General features: G+C 69.7%; 24 protein-coding genes. 9 read left to right on the top strand and 15 right to left on the bottom strand.

What is annotated here, in order from left to right; genetic code table 11:
* Positions 1-7: 7 nt before the first annotated feature.
* The 3 genes from nhaA to ACSJDX_RS09355 all read right to left on the bottom strand — a co-directional run bounded on the left by nhaA (position 8) and on the right by ACSJDX_RS09355 (position 3,497).
* A complete protein-coding gene (gene nhaA, locus ACSJDX_RS09365) occupies positions 8-1,858 on the bottom strand; it encodes a Na+/H+ antiporter NhaA (protein WP_438352417.1) in 1,851 nt (616 codons plus the stop codon).
* Positions 1,859-1,892: 34 nt separating this feature from the next.
* Positions 1,893-2,372: a MarR family winged helix-turn-helix transcriptional regulator gene (locus tag ACSJDX_RS09360; RefSeq protein ID WP_438352416.1), complete on the bottom strand. Its 480-nt coding sequence runs from the start codon at positions 2,370-2,372 to the stop codon at positions 1,893-1,895.
* 72 nt (positions 2,373-2,444) lie between these two features.
* Entirely contained in the window at positions 2,445-3,497 is a 1,053-nt protein-coding gene (locus ACSJDX_RS09355) for a cupin domain-containing protein (RefSeq protein ID WP_438352415.1), read from the bottom strand.
* Between the two features lie 145 nt (positions 3,498-3,642).
* On the opposite strand from ACSJDX_RS09355, the gene ACSJDX_RS09350 reads away from it, so the two are divergent.
* On the top strand, positions 3,643-4,014 hold the full coding sequence (locus ACSJDX_RS09350; RefSeq protein WP_438352414.1) for a VOC family protein: 372 nt from the start codon (positions 3,643-3,645) through the stop codon (positions 4,012-4,014).
* A 34-nt stretch (positions 4,015-4,048) separates the two neighbouring features.
* Here ACSJDX_RS09350 and ACSJDX_RS09345 read toward each other — a convergent pair whose 3' ends face one another.
* On the bottom strand, positions 4,049-5,281 hold the full coding sequence (locus ACSJDX_RS09345; RefSeq protein ID WP_438352413.1) for an MFS transporter: 1,233 nt from the start codon (positions 5,279-5,281) through the stop codon (positions 4,049-4,051).
* A gap of 85 nt (positions 5,282-5,366) precedes the next feature.
* Here ACSJDX_RS09345 and ACSJDX_RS09340 point away from each other — a divergent pair, with 85 nt between their 5' ends.
* Positions 5,367-5,690: an ArsR/SmtB family transcription factor gene (locus tag ACSJDX_RS09340; RefSeq protein ID WP_438352412.1), complete on the top strand. Its 324-nt coding sequence runs from the start codon at positions 5,367-5,369 to the stop codon at positions 5,688-5,690.
* Between the two features lie 7 nt (positions 5,691-5,697).
* On the opposite strand, the gene ACSJDX_RS09335 is transcribed toward ACSJDX_RS09340, so the two are convergent.
* The 3 genes from ACSJDX_RS09335 to ACSJDX_RS09325 form a co-directional block, all read right to left on the bottom strand.
* Positions 5,698-6,162 carry a DUF3817 domain-containing protein gene (locus ACSJDX_RS09335; protein ID WP_438352411.1) on the bottom strand — a complete coding sequence of 155 codons (465 nt, stop codon included), beginning with the start codon at positions 6,160-6,162 and terminating at the stop codon, positions 5,698-5,700.
* 98 nt (positions 6,163-6,260) lie between these two features.
* Positions 6,261-7,385 (bottom strand): Gfo/Idh/MocA family protein, encoded by a 1,125-nt coding sequence (locus ACSJDX_RS09330; protein ID WP_438352410.1) that lies wholly within the window; start codon positions 7,383-7,385, stop codon positions 6,261-6,263.
* Positions 7,382-8,146: a sugar phosphate isomerase/epimerase family protein gene (locus tag ACSJDX_RS09325; protein WP_438354962.1), complete on the bottom strand. Its 765-nt coding sequence runs from the start codon at positions 8,144-8,146 to the stop codon at positions 7,382-7,384. The genes ACSJDX_RS09330 and ACSJDX_RS09325 overlap by 4 nt, the downstream gene beginning before the upstream one ends.
* Positions 8,147-8,396: 250 nt before the next feature.
* On the opposite strand from ACSJDX_RS09325, the gene ACSJDX_RS09320 reads away from it, so the two are divergent.
* Positions 8,397-9,002, top strand: a complete 606-nt coding sequence (locus tag ACSJDX_RS09320) for a TetR/AcrR family transcriptional regulator (protein WP_438352409.1) — start codon at positions 8,397-8,399, stop codon at positions 9,000-9,002.
* A 138-nt stretch (positions 9,003-9,140) separates the two neighbouring features.
* On the opposite strand, the gene nrdF is transcribed toward ACSJDX_RS09320, so the two are convergent.
* The 5 genes from nrdF to nrdH all read right to left on the bottom strand — a co-directional run bounded on the left by nrdF (position 9,141) and on the right by nrdH (position 13,767).
* Positions 9,141-10,115: a class 1b ribonucleoside-diphosphate reductase subunit beta gene (gene nrdF / locus ACSJDX_RS09315; protein WP_438352408.1), complete on the bottom strand. Its 975-nt coding sequence runs from the start codon at positions 10,113-10,115 to the stop codon at positions 9,141-9,143.
* Positions 10,108-10,884 (bottom strand): NUMOD3 domain-containing DNA-binding protein, encoded by a 777-nt coding sequence (locus tag ACSJDX_RS09310; RefSeq protein ID WP_438352407.1) that lies wholly within the window; start codon positions 10,882-10,884, stop codon positions 10,108-10,110. The genes nrdF and ACSJDX_RS09310 overlap by 8 nt, the downstream gene beginning before the upstream one ends.
* A gap of 71 nt (positions 10,885-10,955) precedes the next feature.
* Positions 10,956-13,112: a class 1b ribonucleoside-diphosphate reductase subunit alpha gene (gene nrdE / locus ACSJDX_RS09305; RefSeq protein WP_438352406.1), complete on the bottom strand. Its 2,157-nt coding sequence runs from the start codon at positions 13,110-13,112 to the stop codon at positions 10,956-10,958.
* A complete protein-coding gene (nrdI, locus tag ACSJDX_RS09300; RefSeq protein WP_438352405.1) occupies positions 13,094-13,531 on the bottom strand; it encodes a class Ib ribonucleoside-diphosphate reductase assembly flavoprotein NrdI in 438 nt (145 codons plus the stop codon). The genes nrdE and nrdI overlap by 19 nt, the downstream gene beginning before the upstream one ends.
* A 2-nt stretch (positions 13,532-13,533) precedes the next feature.
* A complete protein-coding gene (gene nrdH, locus ACSJDX_RS09295; protein ID WP_438352404.1) occupies positions 13,534-13,767 on the bottom strand; it encodes a glutaredoxin-like protein NrdH in 234 nt (77 codons plus the stop codon).
* A 346-nt stretch (positions 13,768-14,113) separates the two neighbouring features.
* Between nrdH and ACSJDX_RS09290 the strand changes: the two genes are divergently transcribed.
* Both ACSJDX_RS09290 and ACSJDX_RS09285 read left to right on the top strand, forming a co-directional pair.
* Positions 14,114-15,319, top strand: coding sequence for an MFS transporter (locus ACSJDX_RS09290; RefSeq protein ID WP_438352403.1), 1,206 nt, complete (start codon positions 14,114-14,116; stop codon positions 15,317-15,319).
* Positions 15,320-15,391: 72 nt separating this feature from the next.
* Positions 15,392-16,282, top strand: a complete 891-nt coding sequence (locus ACSJDX_RS09285) for an intradiol ring-cleavage dioxygenase (RefSeq protein WP_438352402.1) — start codon at positions 15,392-15,394, stop codon at positions 16,280-16,282.
* Between the two features lie 81 nt (positions 16,283-16,363).
* On the opposite strand, the gene ACSJDX_RS09280 is transcribed toward ACSJDX_RS09285, so the two are convergent.
* A complete protein-coding gene (locus tag ACSJDX_RS09280) occupies positions 16,364-17,119 on the bottom strand; it encodes an SDR family NAD(P)-dependent oxidoreductase (RefSeq protein WP_438352401.1) in 756 nt (251 codons plus the stop codon).
* Between the two features lie 111 nt (positions 17,120-17,230).
* Here ACSJDX_RS09280 and ACSJDX_RS09275 point away from each other — a divergent pair, with 111 nt between their 5' ends.
* Positions 17,231-17,818 carry a TetR/AcrR family transcriptional regulator gene (locus ACSJDX_RS09275; RefSeq protein WP_438352400.1) on the top strand — a complete coding sequence of 196 codons (588 nt, stop codon included), beginning with the start codon at positions 17,231-17,233 and terminating at the stop codon, positions 17,816-17,818.
* Positions 17,819-17,840: 22 nt separating this feature from the next.
* Here ACSJDX_RS09275 and ACSJDX_RS09270 read toward each other — a convergent pair whose 3' ends face one another.
* Positions 17,841-18,245, bottom strand: a complete 405-nt coding sequence (locus ACSJDX_RS09270) for a pilus assembly protein CpaE (protein ID WP_438352399.1) — start codon at positions 18,243-18,245, stop codon at positions 17,841-17,843.
* Positions 18,246-18,299: 54 nt separating this feature from the next.
* On the opposite strand from ACSJDX_RS09270, the gene ACSJDX_RS09265 reads away from it, so the two are divergent.
* Both ACSJDX_RS09265 and ACSJDX_RS09260 read left to right on the top strand, forming a co-directional pair.
* Positions 18,300-19,055, top strand: coding sequence for an alpha/beta fold hydrolase (locus tag ACSJDX_RS09265; RefSeq protein ID WP_438352398.1), 756 nt, complete (start codon positions 18,300-18,302; stop codon positions 19,053-19,055).
* Positions 19,052-20,218: an acyl-CoA dehydrogenase family protein gene (locus tag ACSJDX_RS09260; RefSeq protein WP_438352397.1), complete on the top strand. Its 1,167-nt coding sequence runs from the start codon at positions 19,052-19,054 to the stop codon at positions 20,216-20,218. Before ACSJDX_RS09265 ends, ACSJDX_RS09260 begins: the two co-directional genes overlap by 4 nt.
* A 19-nt stretch (positions 20,219-20,237) precedes the next feature.
* Here the strand turns inward: ACSJDX_RS09260 and ACSJDX_RS09255 are convergent, their stop codons facing one another.
* The gene (locus tag ACSJDX_RS09255) at positions 20,238-20,510 is read right to left on the bottom strand and encodes a metal-sensitive transcriptional regulator (RefSeq protein ID WP_438352396.1); all 273 of its coding nucleotides are present in this window, start codon (positions 20,508-20,510) and stop codon (positions 20,238-20,240) included.
* Positions 20,511-20,563: 53 nt separating this feature from the next.
* Here ACSJDX_RS09255 and ACSJDX_RS09250 point away from each other — a divergent pair, with 53 nt between their 5' ends.
* Positions 20,564-21,847 carry a DUF445 domain-containing protein gene (locus ACSJDX_RS09250; RefSeq protein WP_438352395.1) on the top strand — a complete coding sequence of 428 codons (1,284 nt, stop codon included), beginning with the start codon at positions 20,564-20,566 and terminating at the stop codon, positions 21,845-21,847.
* The last annotated feature ends 8 nt before the right edge of the window (positions 21,848-21,855 follow it).

The following is a 21,855-nucleotide window of genomic DNA, read 5'->3' as shown; positions in this document are numbered from 1 at the left end:
CCGGCCGCTACTGCAGGCGCCGCTGAGCGAGCGGGGTCTCGACGACCCGGATGAGGGAGGCGGAGTCGTAGGGGCCGATGTGCCGCTTGCCGTTGATGAAGAACGTGGGCGTCGTGTTGAGGTCCATCACCTCGGCGTCGAGCCGGTCGTCCTGGATGCGACGGGCCACCTTCGCCGACGAGAAGTCCTCGGCGAAGCGGTCGGCGTCCAGGCCCAGCATCTCGGCGTAGCGGAACAGATCGTCGCGCTCGAGGCGATCCTGGTGGGCGAACAGCTTCGCCGCCATCTGGAAGTACTGCCCCTGCCGACCGGCCGCCTCCGCCGCCTGCGCGGCCTCCTGCGCGTGCGGGTGCGGGGTGTCGAGGGGGAAGTGCCGCCACACCCACCGGATGCGGTCGCCGAAGTGCTCGCGGACCGCGTCGACCGAGCCGGTGGCACGGCTGCAGAACGGGCACTCGTAATCGCCATACTCCACGATCTCGTACGGCGCCTCCATCGAGCCCTTCACGTGGTCGCGGTCGGGGTCGACGGGTCGTGCGAGCTTGAGGCCCACGGCGGTGGGCGGGCTGATCCGGTCGCCGATCGCGATGACCGCCCAGCCGAGCAGGAAGGAGACGACGGATGCCGCGAGCACCGCGACCCGTGCGATGTTCTGCGTCTCGGGGTCGCTGATGGCGATCGGCACGAGGAACAGCGAGATGGTGAACCCGATGCCCGACAGCACCGCTCCCCCCGCCACGCGGTGCATCGTGAGCCCGGGCGCGAGCACGCCTTTGCCGAGGACCCGCACGAGGGCGGTGCCCCCGGCGATGCCGACGAACTTGCCGATCACCAGACCGGCCATGATGCCCCACGCGATCGGCGACACCAGCGCCGCGCCCAGCGTCTGGCCGTCGATGTGGACGCCCGCGTTGGCGAGGGCGAACAGCGGCAGCACGAGGTAGGAGATGTAGGGGCGCCACGCGTTGTCGATGCGCTCGTTGATCGAGAGCGAGTCGCGCAGGCTCCGCGAGACCGCCGCGGCGTAGCTCGGGTTGGGCGACTCGCGGAACGCCTGGGTCAGCTCGGCGGCGCGTTCGACGTCGGTGCGGCGCGGCGGGAACACCGGGATGAGCAGGGCCACGGCGACGCCCGCGAGGGTGGGGTGCACGCCGGCGAGCGAGACCGCGACCCACAGCGCGATGGCCAGGGTCGAGTAGGCGAACCCGCGTCCGACGGGCAGGAAGCGCACGAGGGCGATGAGCACCATGAGCACGATCGCGACCGCGAACGGCACGAGACTCAGCCCGCTCGTGTAGAACAGGCCGATCACCAGCAGCGCGCCGATGTCGTCGACCACCGCCAGGGTGAGCAGGAACGTGCGCAGTCGCGCAGGGAACTTCGGTCCGATGAGCGCGAGCGCGCCGAGGAGGAACGCGGTGTCGGTCGAGATCACGACACCCCAGGCATCCGCTTCGCTCGTCCCGCCGGCGATCGCGACGTACAGCAGCGCGGGAACGGCGAGCCCCGCGATCGCGGCGACGATCGGCACGGTCGCGCGCGAGCGATCGGTCAGCTCGCCGATCGTGAGCTCGCGCTTCACCTCCAGCCCGACGAGGAAGAAGAACAGCGTCATGAGGCCGTCGTTGACCAGCTCGTGCAGCGTGAACTCCCAGTGCGTGCCGCCGAGCGACAGGTCGACCGGCATCGACCAGAACTCCTCGTAGCCGCCGCCGGGGAGGTTCGCCCACACCATCGCCAGGGCGACGCCGACCAACATGAGCGTCGCCGACAGCCGATCGCCGCTGACGTGCTTCTTCTTCTTGCGGTGCGGGGCGGGTGCGGCGGGTGCTGCCTGCGCGAGCGGGAGTCGGGTCACGCTCCCATGATGGCCCCGAATCGGATGCCTCGGCTCAGTCGTCTGCCGCCGGAGCCTCGAACGGCTTCTCGTGCAGCCCCTGCAGGGCGGCGGTGAGTGCGGGCGCGCCCCGGCCGAAGTCGGCGTCGAGCGCCGCCAGCCGGGCATCGGCCTCGCGCAGTGTGCGGGTGCCCGCCGGGGTGACGCGCAGGTCGGACGGCGCACCCGCGTGCGCGGTCGCGTCGACGACGAACCCGGCTTGCACGAGCGCGCCGACGGCGGTGTGCGCGCTCTGCACCGTGATGCGGGAGCGGCGCGCGAGCTCGCTGAACGAGATGCCCGGCGTCGCCTCGAGGTGGGCGAGCAGACCGTATTTGCGGGTCGTGAGTGCGACATCGCGCAGTTGCGCGTTGAGCGTGGCGTCCCACACCGCCGAGACGGTCAGCAGCGCGATCACGGGACTGAACGGAGGCCGCTCGCCGCGCGGCGGCTGCGGATCGGACGGGCCGTGATCTGACGGGGTCTGGGTGGCCACATCGCCTCCTCTGACGCACACCGGCCCGCCCATGCTAGTCGCGGGCGGGGCGATGGGGACGCGGGCGCGCGGTCACTCCCGGCCCGGGCGCTCCGGATCGCGCGGGTTGCGGCGGTCGACCAAGAGGGGGTCGATGGGAGTGAACGGGAAGACCGGCAGGTCCCGCTCGGGCACGCCGAAGCTCGCCGCGAGCACCTCCCGGGAGAACGCCGACGCGGTCGCGCGGTAGCCGATGTCGCCGGGCATGGCGCGGTCGAAGAAGATGAGGAAGTGGAGGCCCTCGTCGCCCAGCGCCTCGATGTGGTGCGGGTAGGCGCGCGGGATGAAGTAGGCCTGGCCGGGCTCGAGCTCGTACTCGTCGAGCGTGCCGTCGGGGGCGAGCACCCGCATCCGTCCGCGTCCCTTCCACACGTAGCCGAGCTCGGCGGTGCGCGGGTGCCAGTGCGGTTCGCGCATGCCGGCGCCCGTGACGTGCAGGTGGTACATCGACAGGTCCGACAGCGCGGCCCAGTACTGCCGACGGGCGAGTTTGGCGAACCCGGCCTTCGAGGCGAGCGGGGCGATCTGCCCGTCAGCGTCGAAGAGATGGGCGTTGGGGAGTCCTGCGGTCTCCGGAATGCGCGCCGGGCCTTCTCGACGGAGGAGCTGCGCGGCATCCGGCCTCGCGAACGCCGCGAACGAGGCCGCCGGCAGGTCGTAGGTGTTGCCGAGGACGGCGTCGGTCATCGCGTTCACGCCCGCCGTCAACGAGAAGTGCTGCGGGTCATCGGAGCGCAGGGCGGCGATGATCTCCGCCGTCCCCGCACCGACGTTCTCGACGTGATAGATCGCACCGGATTCGACGTGGTACATCTGCCCCGCCTCCACCACGAACGTCGAGAACCCGTCGGCGTTGCCCAGCATCGACACCAGCACGCGCCCCGCCGTGACATAGGCGAGCTGGTTGGCGTTCACGTTCCACTGTGGCTCGCGCATGGCGCCCGGCTCGAGCACGATCCGCTTCAGCGACATGCGGGACAGGATCGGGAACGAAGCCGCCGTCAGCTGGGTCACACTGCCGAGCTCGCTCTCGAACACCGGAGGGGCGGACACGAGCGAGGCGACGTGCGGAGAGCGCGAGGTCATGGCGGAGCCTTTCGTGCGGGCGGGATGCTCCCATCCTGGGGCCTGCGGGCGCGGGCGTGCACCCTGTTCCGGATGTCGGCGGGCCCTCCTATCGTGGGGCGTGACGGACGCACCGCAGCGCCGTCTCGAGCGACAGGAGTGACGGATGGACTGGAAGATCGAGCTCATCTTCGTGCCGGTGACCGATGTCGACCGCGCGAAGGACTTCTACGTGAAGATCGGCTTCACCGCCGACCACGATCAGAGCCCGTCCGAGGGGATGCGGTTCGTGCAGCTCACGCCGCCCGGGTCGGCCTGCTCGATCGCGCTCGGCACCGGGCTGGGCATCGATCTCGAACCGGGGAAGCAGAACACCATCCAGGTCGTCGTGCCCGATGCCGATCAGGCGCTCGCCGACCTGCAGGCGGCCGGGGTCGAGGCCCGCGGGGTCGACGATCTAGCATGGGGCCGGTTCGTCTCGTTCGACGACCCTGACGGCAACACCTGGACGCTGCAGCAGCTGCCGTCCTGGAGCTGAGCCGAGCGGCTGAGCCGAGCGGTATGCCGGCGGGTCAGGCTCCCCGGGCCTGACCCGCCTGCCACCGCGCCCGCACGACCGAGGCGATGCCCGCCGCGAGCGCGACGGCGATGGCGTAGCCGATCACCGTGGCGTGCAGGCCGACGATGCCCACCAGCACGCCGGCGACCACCGCGGGAACGCCGAACGACAGGTAGGCGACGATGTAGAGCGAGGCGAACAGCTCGGCGCGCTCGTGCACCGCCGCGAGCGGGATGAGCGATGCCACCGTGCCCATGAACGCGGTGCCGAACCCGGTGCCGGCGATCACCACGGCGAGGACGTAGATCGGGAGCGAGCCGAGCACGAGCGCGAGCAGCATGATGAGCGTCCCCAGCGCGAGCGCGGCGGCGCCGTAGACGGCGGTGACCGCCGGGCGTCGGCGGCGCATGGCGAACGCGGCGATCGCGCCGGCGGCGGGCAGCACACCGACCACGAGTGCCGGGCCGAGCTGGCCGTCCACGTGCAGCTCGCTGTGCACGATGCTCGGGCCGAGTGAGAGGAACAGCCCTCCGGTCGCCCAGCCGCCGAGCACGATGGGGATGCTGATGCCGAACAGTCCGCGCGCCGCGGCGGGCACGGCCGCTCGCGGGCGGAGCGCGCGCCGCCAGCCCGGCTCGCGCGGCGAGGTCTCCGGAACGGTCCAGATGAGGGCCGCGAAGACCAGGTAGGCGAGCACGAGGGGCAGGAAGGTCGCGGTGGCTGCGGCATCCGGGATCAGCTGCAGCAGGATGCCGGCGACCAGGGCTCCCAGCGCGAGACCCGCCATCGGGGCGAGCGAGTTGAGCAGGGCCGCATGCTGCGGGCGCGGAGCCGTGTCCGTGACCAGCGCCGAGGTCGTGGCCACGAGCGCACCGCTCGCGAGGCCCTGCAGCGTGCGAGCGAGGTAGAGCATCGCCGCCGAGTCGGCGAGCCAGAGCAGCAGCACCGCCACCGCGAGCAGCCCGAGCCCGGCGGTGAGGACAGGGCGGCGGCCGATGTGGTCGGAGAGCGAGCCGACCGTCAGGAGCGCGATCAGCAGGGCCACGGCGTACAGGGCGAACGCGATCGCGACGCCCGCGGAGCCGAGACCGAGCCGCTCCTGCAGGAGCGGATAGAACGGTGAGGGCGCGCTCGCCCCGGCGAGCATCAGGGTCGTGGCGACCACGCCGAGCGCGAGTCCGCGACCCGTGCGCGCCGAAGACGTGATGCCGGGGAGGGGAACGGATGCCGTCGCCGTGGCGCTCATGGGTCTCCTGTCGGTGGTGGTTCCATAATCTTGGAACTCACCGAACGTACTCCCCATTCCCTCATGGTTCAACTATTCTCGAACCATGCCTGCCGCCACGGAGCTGCCGCATCCCGACCGGGACGCCCTCGAGCTGAGCGCCGTGCTGTTCGCCCTGAGCGACCCGGACCGCCTCGAGATCGTGCGTCAGCTGCGCGACGGACCGATGGATGCCGCACTCTGCCACGCGGTGGACCCGACGATGCCGAAGTCGACCAAGTCGCACCTGATGAAGGTGCTGCGCGAGGCCGGCGTCATCCGCAACGACCCCAACGGGCGGTTCCGCGTGCTGACGCTGCGCCGCGACGACCTCGACGGACGGTTCCCCGGCCTGCTCGACGCCGTGCTCGGCGTGACGCCGGAGCCCTGAGCCTGACTCAGCCCTTGCCGCCGGGCGGCCCGACGAGCAGAAGCACCACGAACACCGCGATCAGCACGACGGCGAGCCCGGCCGCGAGCAGCAGCGGACGGGTGAGCAGAGCCCGCATCAGCCGGTCGTGCCAGCGGCGGTCGCGCGGGTCCGAGGTCTCCTGCAGACGCCAGTCCCCCGCGAGCCGGCCCGAGCGGTGCAGCCACAGCTCGACCGGCACCGTGGCATAGGGCACGACGGCGCTGACGATCGCGATGACGGTGGGCCCGGCATCCCATCGCTGGTTCTTCGCGACGAGCACGGCGGTGGCCGCGTACGCCAGGAAGACGAACCCGTGGATGCCGCCGCCCACCGAGACCGCTGCATCCCACCCGATCGTCGCGCGCAGGATCAGCCCCCCGATCAGCAGGGTCCACGAGATCGCCTCGGCGATCGCGAAGGTGCGGAACAGGGCCAACGGCGTGCGGAACACGACTCTCCTCGGGTGCAGGCGACGCGGCCCGGCTCGGCCGCACCTTCAGTCTAGTTGAAGGTTGAGCCGGTCGAGACGACGGGGAGCGCCCGCCCGTCTCAGAGCGTCGAGGCGAACGGGTCGAAGCCGTCGGGCAGGGGCGGAACGGGCGCGACGTCGCTGCGGATCTCGACCGTCTCGCCGGTCGAGGCGGACTCGCCTGCCGACAGGAGCACGTCGAGCACGTGGAATCCGAGCGCGCCCGACGCGACGTGCGGGCGGTCCGCCGCGATCGCCCGCACCATGTCCAGCGCTCCGAGCCCGCGACCGACCTCGATCGGGTCGTGTTCGATCTCGATCCACTCCTGCTCGAACGACATCCCGTCGCGCAGCACGCCGAGCGGTGCGACGACGGCGATCCGGCCGGAGAACTGATTCGGGTCGGGGATGACGATCGAGCCGTCGGTGCCGTGGATCTCGACGACGCCGTGGCGTTCGAGAGCCGAGTCGAAGCTGAGCAGACTCTGCGACTGCGCGCCCGAGTCGAACGACGCGATGATCTGCATCGTGGAGGGAACCTCGACCGGGAAGCCCTGGCCCGCGTCCGGTCCGGTGCGGATCCACCGCTCCTCGTGCGCCTTCGTGCCGAACGCCGACACGCGGTCGACGGCGCCGAACAGGCTCACGAGCGCCGAGAAGTAGTACGGGCCCATGTCGAGTAGCGGCCCGGCACCCTGAGCGAACAGGAAGGCGGGGTTCGGATGCCAGAGGTCGGGCCCCTGCGTCTGGAACACCGTCTGCGCGAACAGCGGCCGACCGATCCGTCCCGACTCGATCGCGCGGCGCGCGGCCTGGAAGCCCGGGCCGAGGAGGGTGTCGGGTGCCGAGCCGACCCGGAGCCCGGCTGTGGCGGCCTCCGCCAGCAGGAGTGCCGCCGCGTCGCGGTCGAGGCCGAGGGGCTTCTCCGTCCACACGTGCTTGCCCGCGGCGATCGCGGCGCGGGAGACCTCGATGTGCGCGGCCGGGATCGTCAGGTTGACGACGAGGTCGACGCCCGGATGTGCGAGCACGTCGGCCGCGGTGCCGTGGGCGGCGACGCCGTACTTCTCGGCCTGCCGGCGGGCGCGGTCCACCAGCAGATCGCCCACGATCACGACCTCGACGTCGGGGAACGACGAGAGGTTCTGCAGGTAGGTGTCGCTGATGACGCCGACGCCGATGATGCCGATACCGACCGCGCTCATCGGACGAACCCGCCGTCCGTCAGGAAGGCGTAGCTGGCGGCGATGTCGTCGAACACGTCTCCGGGCGGGTTGTCGTACTCGATGACCGCGTACTGCACGGCCGACCCGGCGCGCAGTGCGTCGGCGAGCGGCACATCGCCCTCGGCAGGCCGGCGCTGATCGAGCGCGGCGGAGCCGAAATCCCCGGCGTCCGGGCCGAACGGGTTCACCGCGGGGGCGACGCCGTCCTTCACGTGCACCGCGATCAGGCGGTCGCCGAGCCGGGAGACCAGGCCGACGCCGTCCTGCCCGCCCACCAGCGCCCAGAAGAGGTCGAGTTCGATGGCGACGCGGGGGTCCGTCAGCTCGACGAAACGCTCGAACGCAGTCTGCCCGTCGAAGTCCGCGACGAACTCCTGCGCGTGGTTGTGGTATCCGACGCTCAGCCCGAAGCCGGCCGCGACGTCGACGAGCCGGTTGAGACGGTCGGCGATGTCGGTGACGCCCTCGAGGGTCAGCCATCGATCGGGTGCGACGAACGGGTCGATCACCGTGGTCAGTCCGACCGTCGCGGCCGCCTCGAAGACGATCTCGGGCGCCGGCGTCGGGATGGAGCCGTCGGGGGTCCACAGCTCGTCCGAAAGCAGGGGCGCGTGACCGGTCGGCGACGCGAGACCCGCGGCATCCAGAGCGCTCCGGATCTCCTTCGGTCGGCGGACGAAGTCGAACGCCTCGACGTTCTCGAGCCCGATGGCGGCGAGCTTGTCGAGCGCCCCGCCCATGTCGACCGAGAACGCGTCCCGGAGCGTGTACAGCTGGACGGATGCCAGCGGCTTGGATTCTTCGGGCAGAGCCACGGTGACCTTCTCCTCGGTGAGCGGCAGCGATCGCTGCGGGGATGGAGGCCGTTAAACCTTCCAGATGGAAGTTTATGAGATGGAAGGCTCGTCGGTCAACCGCCGACCGACGTGCGGCCGCGGTCTGCGGGATGACACTTCCATCTGGAATCTTTCGCGACGCTAGGCTCGAGCCATGCCCGATGATGTCCCCCGACGCGCGAAGCGGGGCGGTTACGCCAAGGGCGATGCCCGTAAGCAGCAGATCCTGGACCGCGCCATCGAGGTGTTCGCCCGACGGGGGGCGAACAAGACCAGCCTGCGTGCGATCGCCGATGAGGTGGGCGTGACGCACGGGACGCTGACGCACCATTTCGGGTCGCTCGAGGAGCTGCTCGTCGCGGTCTATCTCGAGGGCGACAGGGCGACCGACGGGCGGATCAGCATCGGCGACGAAGCGACCCCCGTGGAGGTGATGATCGAATCCGCACGCGTCAACCGCGAGGTTCCCGGCCTGGTCCAGCTCTACTCGATGCTCATGGCGGCAGCCATCGAGGACGGTCACCCGACCGCGACCGCGTTCGCCGACGACTGGTTCTCACGGGTGCGCGAGCACCTGGCGCAGCGGGTGCGCGACGGACAGCGTGCCGGGCGCATCCGCACCGACGTCGACCCGGTCGCCGTGGCTTCCCTCGTCATCGCCGCCTCCGACGGGCTGCAGACCCAGTGGCTCATCGACGACACCATCCCGCAGCGCGAGGCACTGGAACTGCTCGAGCGACTCCTGCGGAACCCTGCGTGAGCGTCCGGATGCGCGCGCGCGTCGTCCTGGGCGATAGCCCGGCGCGGTCCGTGCCTCGACGACGAGGCCCGGATCCGCAGCATCCTGCGCATCCGGGCCTCTTCCCGGCCGCTTCGGGCCGGCGTCAGAATCGGGAGGTCAGAAGTCCCAGTCCTCGTCTTCGGTGGCTTCGGCCTTGCCGATGACGTACGACGAGCCGGACCCGCTGAAGAAGTCGTGGTTCTCGTCGGCGTTCGGCGACAGGGCCGACAGGATCGCCGGGTTCACGTCGGTGACCGTCGAGGGGAACATCGGCTCGTAGCCGAGGTTCATCAGCGCCTTGTTGGCGTTGTAGTGCAGGAACTTCTTGACGTCTTCGGTCAGCCCGACGGAGTCGTAGAGGTCCTGCGTGTACTGCACCTCGTTGTCGTAGAGCTCGTACAGCAGCGAGAACGTGTAGTCCTTGAGCTCCTCGCGCTTGGCCTCGTCGACGCGCTCGAGCCCCTTCTGGAACTTGTAGCCGATGTAGTACCCGTGCACGGCCTCGTCGCGGATGATGAGGCGGATGAGGTCTGCCGTGTTCGTGAGCTTCGCCCGACTCGACCAGTGCATCGGCAGGTAGAAGCCCGAGTAGAACAGGAACGACTCGAGCAGCGTCGAGGCGATCTTGCGCTTCAGCGGCTCGTCACCCCGGTAGTACTCCATGACGATCGCCGCCTTCTTCTGAAGGTTCGGGTTCTCGACGGACCAGCGGAACGCCTCGTCGATGTCCTTCGTCGAGCACAACGTCGAGAAGATCGACGAGTAGCTCTTGGCGTGCACAGACTCCATGAACGCGATGTTGGTGTAGACGGCCTCTTCGTGCGGGGTGATCGCATCGGGGATGAGAGAGACGGCGCCGACCGTGGCCTGCACGGTGTCCAGCAGCGTCAGTCCGGTGAACACCCGCATCGTGAGGGTCTGCTCCTCGGGGGTGAGCGTGTTCCACGACTGGATGTCGTTGGACAGCGGCACCTTCTCGGGCAGCCAGAAGTTGTTGACAAGGCGGTTCCAGACCTCGAGATCCTTTTCGTCCTGGATGCGGTTCCAGTTAATCGCCTGAACCTCGTTCAGGAGCTTGAGCTTCTCAGTCATTCGTGGTTCCTTCGTTCGCCTGAGAACGCCGATCGTCCAGGCAGTGTGTGCAGGTTTCTTTGTAGACGTTCTTGTTCGTGTGGTGCCGGGTGTGCGCACTGCGCCTGCTGGAGGGCATCGGTCGACCTTTGAGGGCGTCGGACCGCTTCTTCTTGTCCTCATCGCTCATGACCCTGCCGAAGTTGGGATTCCGTTCGCCGCGCCGCTGCTCCGAGAGTCGCGCCTTGGTCTCGTCGGAAAGCCTGCGTCCGAATGCCGGGTGGTCCTGCCCGAACTTGCCGAAGTTCGGATTGGCGGCCCCCGAGTTCATCCCCTTGCGCTGCTCCGACATTCGCGCCCGTGTCTCGGCTGAGCGCTTCGTGCCCCACGAGGGATGGTCTGGCCCGGTCGGCAGGTTCTCCCGCTTTCGACCGCGGTGCCGGGCCGATGCCGCAGCGCGCTGCTCGTCCGTCCATACGTAGCCGTGATTGCCGAGCCCGCCGTCATTGAGATTGAGCAGTCGGTGCCCCTCGGCGCGCAGCTTTTCGATCCACCGTTCTTCTGCGGCACCGAGGTCGGCGAGATCCTCGCTCATGACGAGCTCCAGCGAATGGAAGTACGCATCTTCCCGACCGTCACGAGTGCGGAGCCAGTCGGCGAACGCCGTCTTGCGTCCGCCGTCGGCGACCTTGAAGTGCTCCGACTTTCGCCGAGTCACCGTCTTGGTCGTCAACCCGACGTAGCGGTACTCCGGCGACCCGAGCTGCCTGACGCCATAGATGAGCCCCACGAAGGGGACCCATCCATGACGTGACTCAGGCATCGCGTTCCTGTTCGCCCTACTCGCTCAACGACCGGTCATCACAGCGTGCACGAGACGCACATGTCCATCGACGTGCCCTCGAGCGCCATCTGGCGGAGGCGGATGTAGTAGATCGTCTTGATGCCCTTGCGCCACGCGTAGATCTGCGCCTTGTTGATGTCGCGCGTGGTGGCGGTGTCCTTGAAGAACAGCGTGAGCGACAGGCCCTGGTCGACGTGCTGCGTGGCCGCGGCGTACGTGTCGATGACCTTCTCGTAGCCGATCTCGTACGCGTCCTGGTAGTACTCCAGGTTGTCGTTCGTCATGAACGCCGCCGGGTAGTACACGCGCCCGAGCTTGCCTTCCTTGCGGATCTCGATCTTCGCCGCGATCGGGTGGATCGACGACGTCGAGTTGTTGATGTACGAGATCGAGCCGGTCGGAGGCACCGCCTGCAGGTTCTGGTTGTAGATGCCGTGCTTCTGGATGCTCGCCTTCAGCGCGGTCCAGTCGTCCTGGGTGGGGATGTGGTGACCGGCGAACATGTCCTTCACCTTGTCGGTGGCCGGCACCCATGCCTGATCGATGTACTTGTCGAAGAACTCGCCCGACGCGTACGTGGAGTCGGCGAACCCGTCGAAGGCCTCGCCGCGCTCGATCGCGATCTTGTTCGACGCGGTGAGCGCGTGGAACAGCACCGAGTAGAAGTAGATGTTCGTGAAGTCGACGCCCTCTTCGGAGCCGTAGTAGACGTGCTCGCGGGCCAGGTAGCCGTGCAGGTTCATCTGCCCCAGGCCGATCGCGTGCGACCGGTCGTTGCCCGACTCGATCGAGCGGACGGAGGCGATGTGGCTCTGGTCGCTGACGGCGGAGAGGGCGCGGATGCTGGTGTCCACCGTCTTGGCGAGGTCGCCGCCATCCATCGCCAGCGCGATGTTGAGCGAGCCCAGGTTGCACGAGATGTCCTTGCCGATCTCGGCGTACGACAGGTCTTCGTTGTAGGTGGTCGGCGTGTTGACCTGGAGGATCTCGGAGCACAGGTTGGACATGTTGATCCGACCCTTGATCGGGTTGGCCTTGTTCACCGTGTCCTCGAACATGATGTACGGGTAGCCCGACTCGAACTGGATCTCGGCGAGCGTCTGGAAGAACTCGCGCGCGTTGATCTTCGTCTTCTTGATGCGCGGGTCGTCGACCATCTCGCGGTACTTCTCGCTCACCGAGATGTCGCCGAACGGCACGCCGTAGACCTTCTCGACGTCGTACGGCGAGAAGAGGTACATGTCCTCGCCGTTCTTGGCGAGCTCGAACGTGATGTCGGGGACGACGACGCCCAGCGAGAGCGTCTTGATGCGGATCTTCTCGTCGGCGTTCTCGCGCTTGGTGTCGAGGAACCGCATGATGTCGGGGTGGTGGGCGTTGAGGTACACCGCGCCGGCGCCCTGACGCGCACCGAGCTGGTTGGCGTAGCTGAAGCTGTCTTCGAGCAGCTTCATGACCGGGATGATGCCCGACGACTGGTTCTCGATCTGTTTGATCGGCGCGCCCGCCTCGCGGATGTTCGACAGCAGCAGCGCCACGCCGCCGCCGCGCTTGCTCAGCTGCAGAGAGGAGTTGATGCCGCGCGAGATCGACTCCATGTTGTCTTCGATGCGCAGCAGGAAGCACGACACGAGCTCGCCGCGCTGCGCCTTGCCGGCGTTGAGGAACGTCGGGGTGGCGGGCTGGAAGCGACCGGAGAGGATCTCGTCGACCAGGTTGGTGGCGAGCGTCTCGTCGCCGTCGGCGAGGGCGAGGGCGGTCATCACGACGCGGTCCTCGAAGCGCTCGAGGTAGCGCTTGCCGTCGAAGGTCTTCAGCGTGTAGCTGGTGTAGTACTTGAACGCGCCGAGGAACGTCTCGAAGCGGAACTTCTTGCCGTAGGCGAAGTCGTTGAGCTGCTGGATGAACGCGCCCGAGTACTTCTCGAGCACCGCGGGCTCGTAGTACTCCTTCTCGACGAGGTAGTCGAGTCGCTCCTGGAGCGAGTGGAAGAACACGGTGTTCTGGTTCACGTGCTGCAGGAAGTACTCCCGCGCGGCGCGCTTGTCGGCGTCGAACTGGATCTTCCCGTCCGCGTCGTACAGGTTGAGCATCGCGTTGAGGGCGTGGTAGTCCATCCCCTCGAAGCGCGCCTGCGTCTTGAAGTCGGCGTCCTTCACCACTGCTTCTGCCATCGTTCCAATCCCTCGCTCACGCGTCGTACGTCGTCCGGCGTGCCGAATACCTCGACCCTGTACAAGTGCGGCACGGAGCACTTGCGGCTGATGATGTCGCCGGCGAGCCCGAAGTGCTCGCCGAAGTTGGTGTTGCCCGCGGAGATGACCCCGCGGATGAGGCTGCGGTTGTGCTCGTCGTTGAGGAACCGGATCACCTGTTTGGGGACCGCACCCTTCTCGACGCCCCGGCCGGCACCCCCGCCGTAGGTGGGGGTGACCAGCACATAGGGCTCATCGACGACGGGCTGCGCGTCCGCGGCATGCAGCGGCAGCCGCACCGCCCGCAGGCCCAGCTTCTCGATGAAGCGCGCGGTGTTGCCCGAGACGCTCGAGAAGTAGACCAGGAGCGGAGCGGAGGTCGCCACACTCGCGGCCATGGTCAGGCCAGGCGGCTGGCGAGCTCGTCGATCTTGTCGGGACGGAAGCCCGACCAGTGGTCCTCGTCGGTGATGACGACGGGCGCCTGGAGGTAGCCGAGCGCCTTGACCTGCTCGAGCGCCGCCGGGTCCTGAGAGAGGTCGAGAACCTCGTATTCGATGCCCTTGGAGTCCAGCGCGCGATAGGTCGCGTTGCACTGGACGCAAGAGGGCTTGGTGTAGACCGTGATCGCCATGTGCGATCCCCTTTCCGCTCGATGTCTTGTCTGAGAACGGCGTTCCCCCGCCGGGAGACCAATACTACATATGGGTACGGACATTGGAAGCAACCACAACAGGTAGTAGTTACACGACTGTCATTTTCCACCGCTCTCCCCATGTACAACACAGGTTGTCCACCGATTCATCCACAGGCCGGCGCCTCGCCCCGAACCTGGAAAAACCCTGAATCACGGGAGATTCGGATGCCTCGGAGACATCCATCCACAGGGCTCACGATAGAGAGGGCCGCCGACATCCCCCGGCCTGTGGAAACGGGCCCTCCGGCGTGTCGCGGCGCGTCGCGGGCGATACCGTGGAGGAGTGGCGGGCTATCGGGATCTTCTGCGCACTCCGGGCGTGGGGCGCATCATCGCGGCACAGCTGACGGCGCGGTTCCCCAACGGCATGACGAGCCTCGCGATCCTGCTGCACATCGAGCACGTCACCGGGTCGTACGGCGCCGCCGGCCTGGTGCTGGCCGCGACGTCCGTCGGCCAGGCGGTCGCGGGCCCGGTGACGAGCCGCTGGATGGGCGTGTGGGGCATGCGGCGCGTGCTCACCCTCACGCTCGCGGTGTGCGCGTCGGCGATCACCGCCCTGGCCGTGGTCGACTCGGTCCTCCCCGTCTACATGGGCCTGGGCCTCGTCGCGGGACTGTCCACTCCCCCGGTGCAGTCCGCCGTGCGCACGATCTACCCGAAGATGGTCAACTCCCGGCAGCTCACCCCGCTGTTCTCGCTCGACGCATCGCTGCAGGAGATCATCTGGATCCTGGCGCCGGTCGTGATCACGTTCGTGGCCACGCAGGTCGGCACCGTGCCCGCCCTCATCCTCATCGTCGTGATCCTGATCGGCGGCGGGGCGTGGTTCATCCTCTCGCCCGAGGTCGGCCGCGTCCGCATCCCGCGCAGCCGCCGCTCGTTCGGCAAGGTGCTCGCCAAGCCCCCCGTGCTGCTGGCCACCGTGGTCGGGTTCCTGCTCATCGGCGCGTGCTCGGCCGTCGAGGCGGGCGTCGTGTCGACGTTCGGGCACGGCGGGCTCGAGGCGGGGCTCGTACTGGCGGTGTTCTCCATCGGCAGCCTCGCCGGCGGACTGTCGTTCGGACACATCCCGATGGGTCCGTGGTCGATGGCCCGCCGGCTCGGCATCGTCGCGGCCGGGCTCGCCCTCACGATGGTGTCGCTGAACGTGTGGTGGCTGGGCGGCACGCTCTTCGCCGCGGGCATCGGCATCGCTCCGGCACTGGCGATGATCTTCGCCGTGACCTCGGCGAGCGTGAAGTTCAGCGACACGGCGGAGGCGTACGGATGGGTCGGCACGGGCCAGCTCATCGGCGCCGCCGCCGGATCGGCTGTCGCGGGGCTGCTCATCGACGGCGTCGGCCCGCAGGGCGCGTACTGGGCCGCATCCGGGTTCGCGATCGCGGGCCTGCTGGTCGCGGTGCTGTTCTTCCGCGGGTTCCCCGATCTGCGGCACCGCGATGCGAGCCCCATCCCCGACACGGAGCCCGTGCCCACCATCACCTGAGGGCGACGGATGCCTCGCCCCGGCATAGACGGGTCATAGCGGACGCATAGCGCGGCATCCTTTCCTGGGGTCATGACACACGACGACGACCGCTGGGTCGACCGCAACGGCGACCCCATCGACGAGGATCACCGCGGCCTCGTCTACGACATCCAGACCCTCATCGGCCGCCGCCGGGCGCTCGGCATCTTCGGCGGGGTCGCGCTGACATCGCTGCTGTCGGCGTGCGGGGTGACCGCGCAGGCGACCTCGTCTGCCAGCCCCTCCGCGACGGCGACCGCGACGCCGACGCCCACGGCGTCCGCCACGAGCACGCCCACCGCCGCGGCATCCGGTCCTCTCTCCGCGGTGCCCGACGAGACCGGCGGCCCGTACCCGGCCGACGGATCGAACGGCGTCAACGTGCTCGACGATTCGGGGATCGTGCGCAGCGACATCCGCTCGAGCTTCGGCTCGTCCACCACGGTGGCCCCGGGCATCCCGCTCACGATCGCCCTGACGGTGCGGGATGCCGCCACCGGCGCCGCGCTCGTGGGCAAGGGCGTGTACCTGTGGCACTGCGACCGCGACGGCAACTACTCGCTGTACAGCCAGGGCGTGCAGAACGAGAACTACCTCCGCGGCGTGCAGGCCACCGATGCGAACGGCACGGTGACGTTCACGTCGATCTACCCGGCCTGCTACTCGGGACGGTGGCCGCACATCCATTTCGAGGTGTACGACGACGTGGCCCACGCGGTGGCGTCGGGTCCGATCGTGAAGACGTCGCAGATCGCCCTTCCGGCCGAGATCGACCAGGCCGTGTACGCGACCGCCGGCTACGAGCAGAGCGTGCGCAACCTCTCCCAGACGTCCCTGCAGAAGGACATGGTCTTCGGCGACGACGGCGGCATCCACCAGCTCGCCACGATGTCGGGCTCGGTGACGGGCGGCTACACCGCGGCTCTCACGATCGGCGTCTGACCGGCCGTCCACCCGACGCGACACGCCCTCGCGGAACGGCGCGGAGGGCGTGTCGTGTCGGGTGAGCGGGCCGGCAGGACGTCAGTGGGCCGCGTAGCCGCCGTCGACGAGGTGGTAGCTGCCGGTGACGAAGGCGGCGGCGTCCGAGGCGAGGAAGGCCACGAGCGCGGCGACCTCCTCCGCGGTGCCGAGGCGACCGAGCGCGTGCTGGGCAGCCAGCGCCGCCTGCGCGTCCGGGTCGAGGTTCGCGTCGACGAGCGGAGTGTGGATGAAGCCGGGGCCGACCGCGTTGACGCGGACCTTGTCGGCGCCGTACTCCAGGGCGGCGTTCTGGGTGAGACCGATGAGGCCGTGCTTGGCGGTGACGTAGGCCGACGACATCGGGATGCCGACTGCGCCGAGCACCGACGCCATGTTCACGATCGATCCGCCGCCGGCGGCGACCATCGCCGGGAGCTGGGCGCGCAGGCCGTAGAAGACCGCGTTGAGGTCGATCTCGATCACCTTGCGCCAGCTGTCGATCGGGTACTCGCCGATCGGTGCCGCCGCACCGCCGATACCGGCGTTGTTGACCGCGATTCGCAGCGGCCCGAGCTTCTGGGCCTCGGCGACCATGGCCTCGGCGACGTCGGGGTCGGCGACATCGCCCACGAACGCGACCGCGGTGCCGCCTGCGGCGGTGATCTCACCGACCACGGCGTTCGCGGCATCCGCGGAGATGTCGGCGACGAGCACCGCCGCTCCGCTCGCCGCGAGGACCAGCGCGGTCGCCCGTCCGATACCCGATCCCGCGCCTGTCACGATCGCGGAACGATCTGCGACGTCGTACGTGGCCATGTGCCCTGCTCCATCTCTCGCGCCTCGGGCGCGGTGGGTGTTATCCGACAAATGTCGGATAACGGTAGACTACTCCTCGCATCCACTGCCCCGCACCGGGAGGAGCCGCACGTGCCCGCACCCCGCACGTCGCATCTGCGCCTGTACGCGGCCGTGCTCGAGCTGGCGGCCGATCGACCGGTCGCCGAGCTGACCGCGACCGAGCTGGCCCGCCGCGCCGGGGTGCACCGCTCCACGTTCTACGAGCACGCCGCGTCGCCCGACGCGCTGCTCGCGCTCGCCCTCCGGACCGAGCTGGACGAGATCCGCGTCCGCCATCTCGGCGACCCGCGTGTGGAGGTCGGCGAGGCGGTCGTGCACACCACCCGCGCGGTGCTCGCCCACGTCGAGGCGCACGAGGCCATCTACCGCCGCGGTCTGCTGGAGGCCGCGGACGGGGGCGTGCGCGGCCTGCTGTCCGCCCACTTCCGCGACAGTCTGCGGATGCTCGAGGACACCAACCGCCTCCGTCCGCCGTTCTCGACCCCCGGCGCCGACGGCACGTTCGCGCTCGAAGCCACCGCCCGCTTCGTGGCGCACGGCTCGGTCGGCCTGCTGGAGGCCTGGCTGGACGAGCCCGCACCGCGGGACGCGGCGCTCTACCTCGACGCGTTCGCCGCGCTGACGACGGGCCTGATCAGCTCACCCGCGGCGCGCTGACCGGCCCGCGGCGGTCCCGGCCTCACGCGATGCGGCGCAGAAGCTCCAGCACCGCGAGCGCGTAGGCGTCGGCGGGTTCGGGATGCTCGAACACGAGCGACTCGCCGCCGACCACGATCTCGACCTCGTGCGTGTCGGCGAGGCGCCGAAGCGCCCGGAATGCGCCGCGCAGCAGTTCGCGCAGCTGCGCCTCGGCGGGCAGCCACAGCGCGTCTTCGAGCGCGACCGAGTCCAGCGCCCACTCGGTCGTGCCGTTGAAGGCGAGGATCCGCCCGGTCGGATACTCGCGCGGCTCGATCGTCATCTCGCTGACGGTGAAGACGTCGGCCTCGAACTCGGGTTCGTTCAGCTGGAAGCGGTCGCCGGATGCCGGGTGCCAGACCAGCCCGGCCGTCCGCAGCGACTGCGCCAGCTCCGTCGAGATCATCCCTCCATTGTGGGGCCGGATGCCGGGGCGCCGGGCCGCTCGTAGGCTGGAGCCATGCCCGCACCGGTCACACTGCCCCGCCTCGCGTGGGGCGATCCGCTCGCACCTCGCCGCGCCCTGCTCGTGCACGGGCTGGGATCCAACGGCCCGCTGATGTGGCGCGTCGGCACCGCGCTCGCCGACGACGGCTGGTACGCGGTCGCCGTCGACCTGCGCGGACACGGCACGGCACCGCGCGCCCTCGACTACACGATCGCCGCCTACGCCGCCGACCTGGCCGGTACCCGCCCGGACGACGGCGGCGCGTGGGACGCCGTCATCGGGCATTCGCTGGGCGGTGTCGCCTCCATCGTCGCCGCCGCCGACCACCCCGACTGGACGCGCCGCCTCGTGCCGATCGATCCGGCCGTCCACCTCGTCGAGGAGGATCGCGCGTCGGTGCGCGCCGGACAGGTGCGCTCGTTCGACGACCCCTCGATCGAGGCCGTGCGCGCCGAGCACCCGCACTGGCACGAGCTGGATGTCGAGCTCAAGACCCTCTCTACACGTCAGGCCAGCCGCTGGGCAGTCGATCAGACCAGCGTGCAGAACCCGGAGTGGGACGAGCGGGATGCCGCACTCCGCCTGACCGTTCCGATGCACGTGATCGCGGCGGATCCCGCGCTGGGCGCGCTGTTCGCCGGCACCGTCGTGGAGGAGCTGCACGCCAACCCGCACGTGACGGTGTCGGTGGTGGCCGGTGCGGGCCACTCCGCGCACCGCGACGACCCTGAGGAGACGCTGCGGCAGCTGCGGGAGGCGCTGGCATGACCGCGCCGGCCTTCGATCCCGCCGCACGGCTCCCCGACGCGATGCTCGAGCGGTTCCGCGAGCGCGCGGCCGTCCACGACCGCGACAACACCTTCCCGATCGACGATCTCGCCGACCTCCACGATGCCGGGTACCTCTCGATCCTCGTGCCGGAGGACCGCGGCGGCGCGGGGCTCGGGCTTGCCGAGGCATCCGTGCTCCAGCAGCGCCTCGCCGGCGCCGCGCCGGCGACCGCCCTCGCGATCAACATGCACCTGGTCTGGACGGGCGTCGCGAAGGTGCTGCGGGACCGCGGGATCGACGACCTCGCGTTCGTGCAGACGGGTGCCGCGGCGGGCGAGGTCTTCGCCTTCGGGATCAGCGAGACGGGCAACGACCTCGTGCTGTTCGGCAGCGACACGCAGGCCGCGCCGCAGGCCGACGGCTCGTACGCGTTCACCGGCACCAAGATCTTCACGTCGCTCGCGCCCGTATGGACGCAGCTCGGGCTGCACGGCCTCGACACGACGTCACCCGACGCCCCGCAGTTCGTCTACGCCTTCGTGCCACGGTCGGATGCCGTCGTCACCCGCGACGACTGGGACACCGTAGGCATGCGCGGAACGCAGAGCCGCACCACCGAGCTGCACGGGGCGGTCGCCCCCGCCGCTCGCGTGGTGCGTCGCGTCGCGCCCGGACCGAATCCCGACCCGATCGTGTTCGGCATCTTCAGCGTTTTCGAGATCCTCCTCGCGTCGGTGTACACCGGTATCGCGCGCCGGGCCCTCGACCTCGCCGTCGACACCGCGCACGGGCGCCGCTCGAAGAAGACCGGGCTGGCGTACAGCCAGGACCCCGACATCCGCCGCCGCATCGCCGACATGGCGCTCGCCTACGACGCTCTGCCGCCGCAGCTGGCCGCGCTCGCCCGCGACGTGGACGAGCGCGCCGATCACGGCGCGCGCTGGTTCTCGCTGCTGTCGGGTCTGAAGCACCGCGCGGTGGTGGCGGCGAAGGAGATCGTCGACGACGGGATGCTGGTGGCCGGAGGCTCCTCCTACTTCTCCCGGTCCGAGCTCGGCCGCCTGTACCGGGACGTCCTCGCGGGGCAGTTCCATCCCTCGGATCCCGAGTCCGCCCGCTCCACGGTCGCCGCGGCCTGGCTCGGGCCCCTCGACACCTGACGCCCCACGAGCACGCAGGTCAGCGGCGGTCGAAGTCGAACGCCTTCAGCAGCTCCGCCACGGCCTGATCGCGCTCCTCGCCGCCCGACTCGAACATGTCGGTCACGTGGGTGCGCAGATGGTTCTCGAGCAGCAGGCGGTTGAGCGACTCGAGCGCCTTCTCGATCGCCCGCGACTGGGCGATGATGTCCATGCAGTAGTCCTCGTTCTCGATCATCTTCGAGAGGCCCCGGAGCTGTCCTTCGAGGATGCTCGTGCGGTGCAGCGCGCGCTTCTTGATGTTCTCGATCACGCCGAAAGGCTACCCCCGAGGCGTCGCCCGACTCGCGTGCGAGGATGACGGGCATGGCTCGAACCCCCACCGCGCTGCTCAGCCCGGCCGATCAGGAGCGGCGCCGCGCGCTGCGGGTCATGAAGGGGGTGGCGCTGGGCGCCCTGCTGTTCATGGCGGTGCTGTTCGTCATCGCCTTCGCGCTGCAGGCCCGCTTCTCCTGGCTCGCGTACGTGCGGGCGGCGGCGGAGGGCGGCATGGTCGGGGCGCTGGCGGACTGGTTCGCGGTGACGGCGCTGTTCCGGCATCCGCTCGGCATCCCCATCCCCCACACCGCGATCATCCCGAGCCGCAAGGACGAGATCGGCCGCACGCTCGGCGAGTTCGTCGAGACCGAGTTCCTCCGCGCCGATGTCGTGCGGACGAAGCTCGAATCGACGGCGATCGCCGCGCGCCTCGGCGAGTGGCTGAGCGATCCGGCGCACGCCGAGCGGGTCGCCGCCGAGGGGTCGGCGATGGCCGCGGGGGTTCTGCGGGCGCTCAGCGACGACGACGTGCAGGGTGTGATCGAGGATCTCGCCCGCCAGCACCTGATCGGGCCCGATTGGGGTCCGCCGCTGGGGTCGTGGCTGGAGCGCATCGTCGCATCCGGCGCCCACCACAACGCCGTCGATCTCGCGGCCGAGAACATCGGCAGCTGGCTCGACCACAACCGCGAGGCCTTCGGTGGACTGGTCTCGCGCCGGCTGCCCGGATGGGTGCCCGGCCTCGCGCACCGCCTGGTCGACGACACCGTGTACAACGAGGCGGTCAAGTTCGTCGCCGCCGTGCGCGCGGACGCGCAGCATCCTGCCCGGCACGCCATCGACGGCTACCTGGCCCGCCTCGCGGACGGCCTCCAGCACGACCCGGCGACGATCGGCCGCCTCGAGGACGCCAAGAGCGCCGTGTTCGACAGCCCGCGCGTGCGCGAGCTCGCCGCGCAGGCGTGGAACACCGCGAAGTCGGGGCTGCTGGACGCCCTCGGCGACCCGGCCAGCGGACTGCGCACGCGCGCGACGGCGGCGCTCGCCGACGTCGGGGCCCGGCTGACGACGGATGCCGCGCTGCAGCGCCGTGTCGACGGGTGGGTCACCGACGCCGCCGTGTTCCTGGTCGACCGCTACCGGCACGACATCGCCTCGATCATCACCGACACGGTCTCGCGCTGGGACGCCGCCGAGACCACCGAGAAGATCGAGCTCATGGTGGGCCGCGACCTGCAGTACATCCGCCTCAACGGCACGGTCGTGGGAGCCCTCGCGGGGCTGGCGATCTTCACGATCGCGCACGCTCTGATCGGGCAGGGCCTGGGCTAGCCTGGGGC

This window comes from Microbacterium fluminis, from assembly GCF_051549805.1.
In the GTDB taxonomy this organism is placed as follows: domain Bacteria; phylum Actinomycetota; class Actinomycetes; order Actinomycetales; family Microbacteriaceae; genus Microbacterium.
The sequence above is the reverse complement of the archived record's forward strand: the minus strand, read 5'-3'. Positions and strand labels throughout refer to the sequence as shown.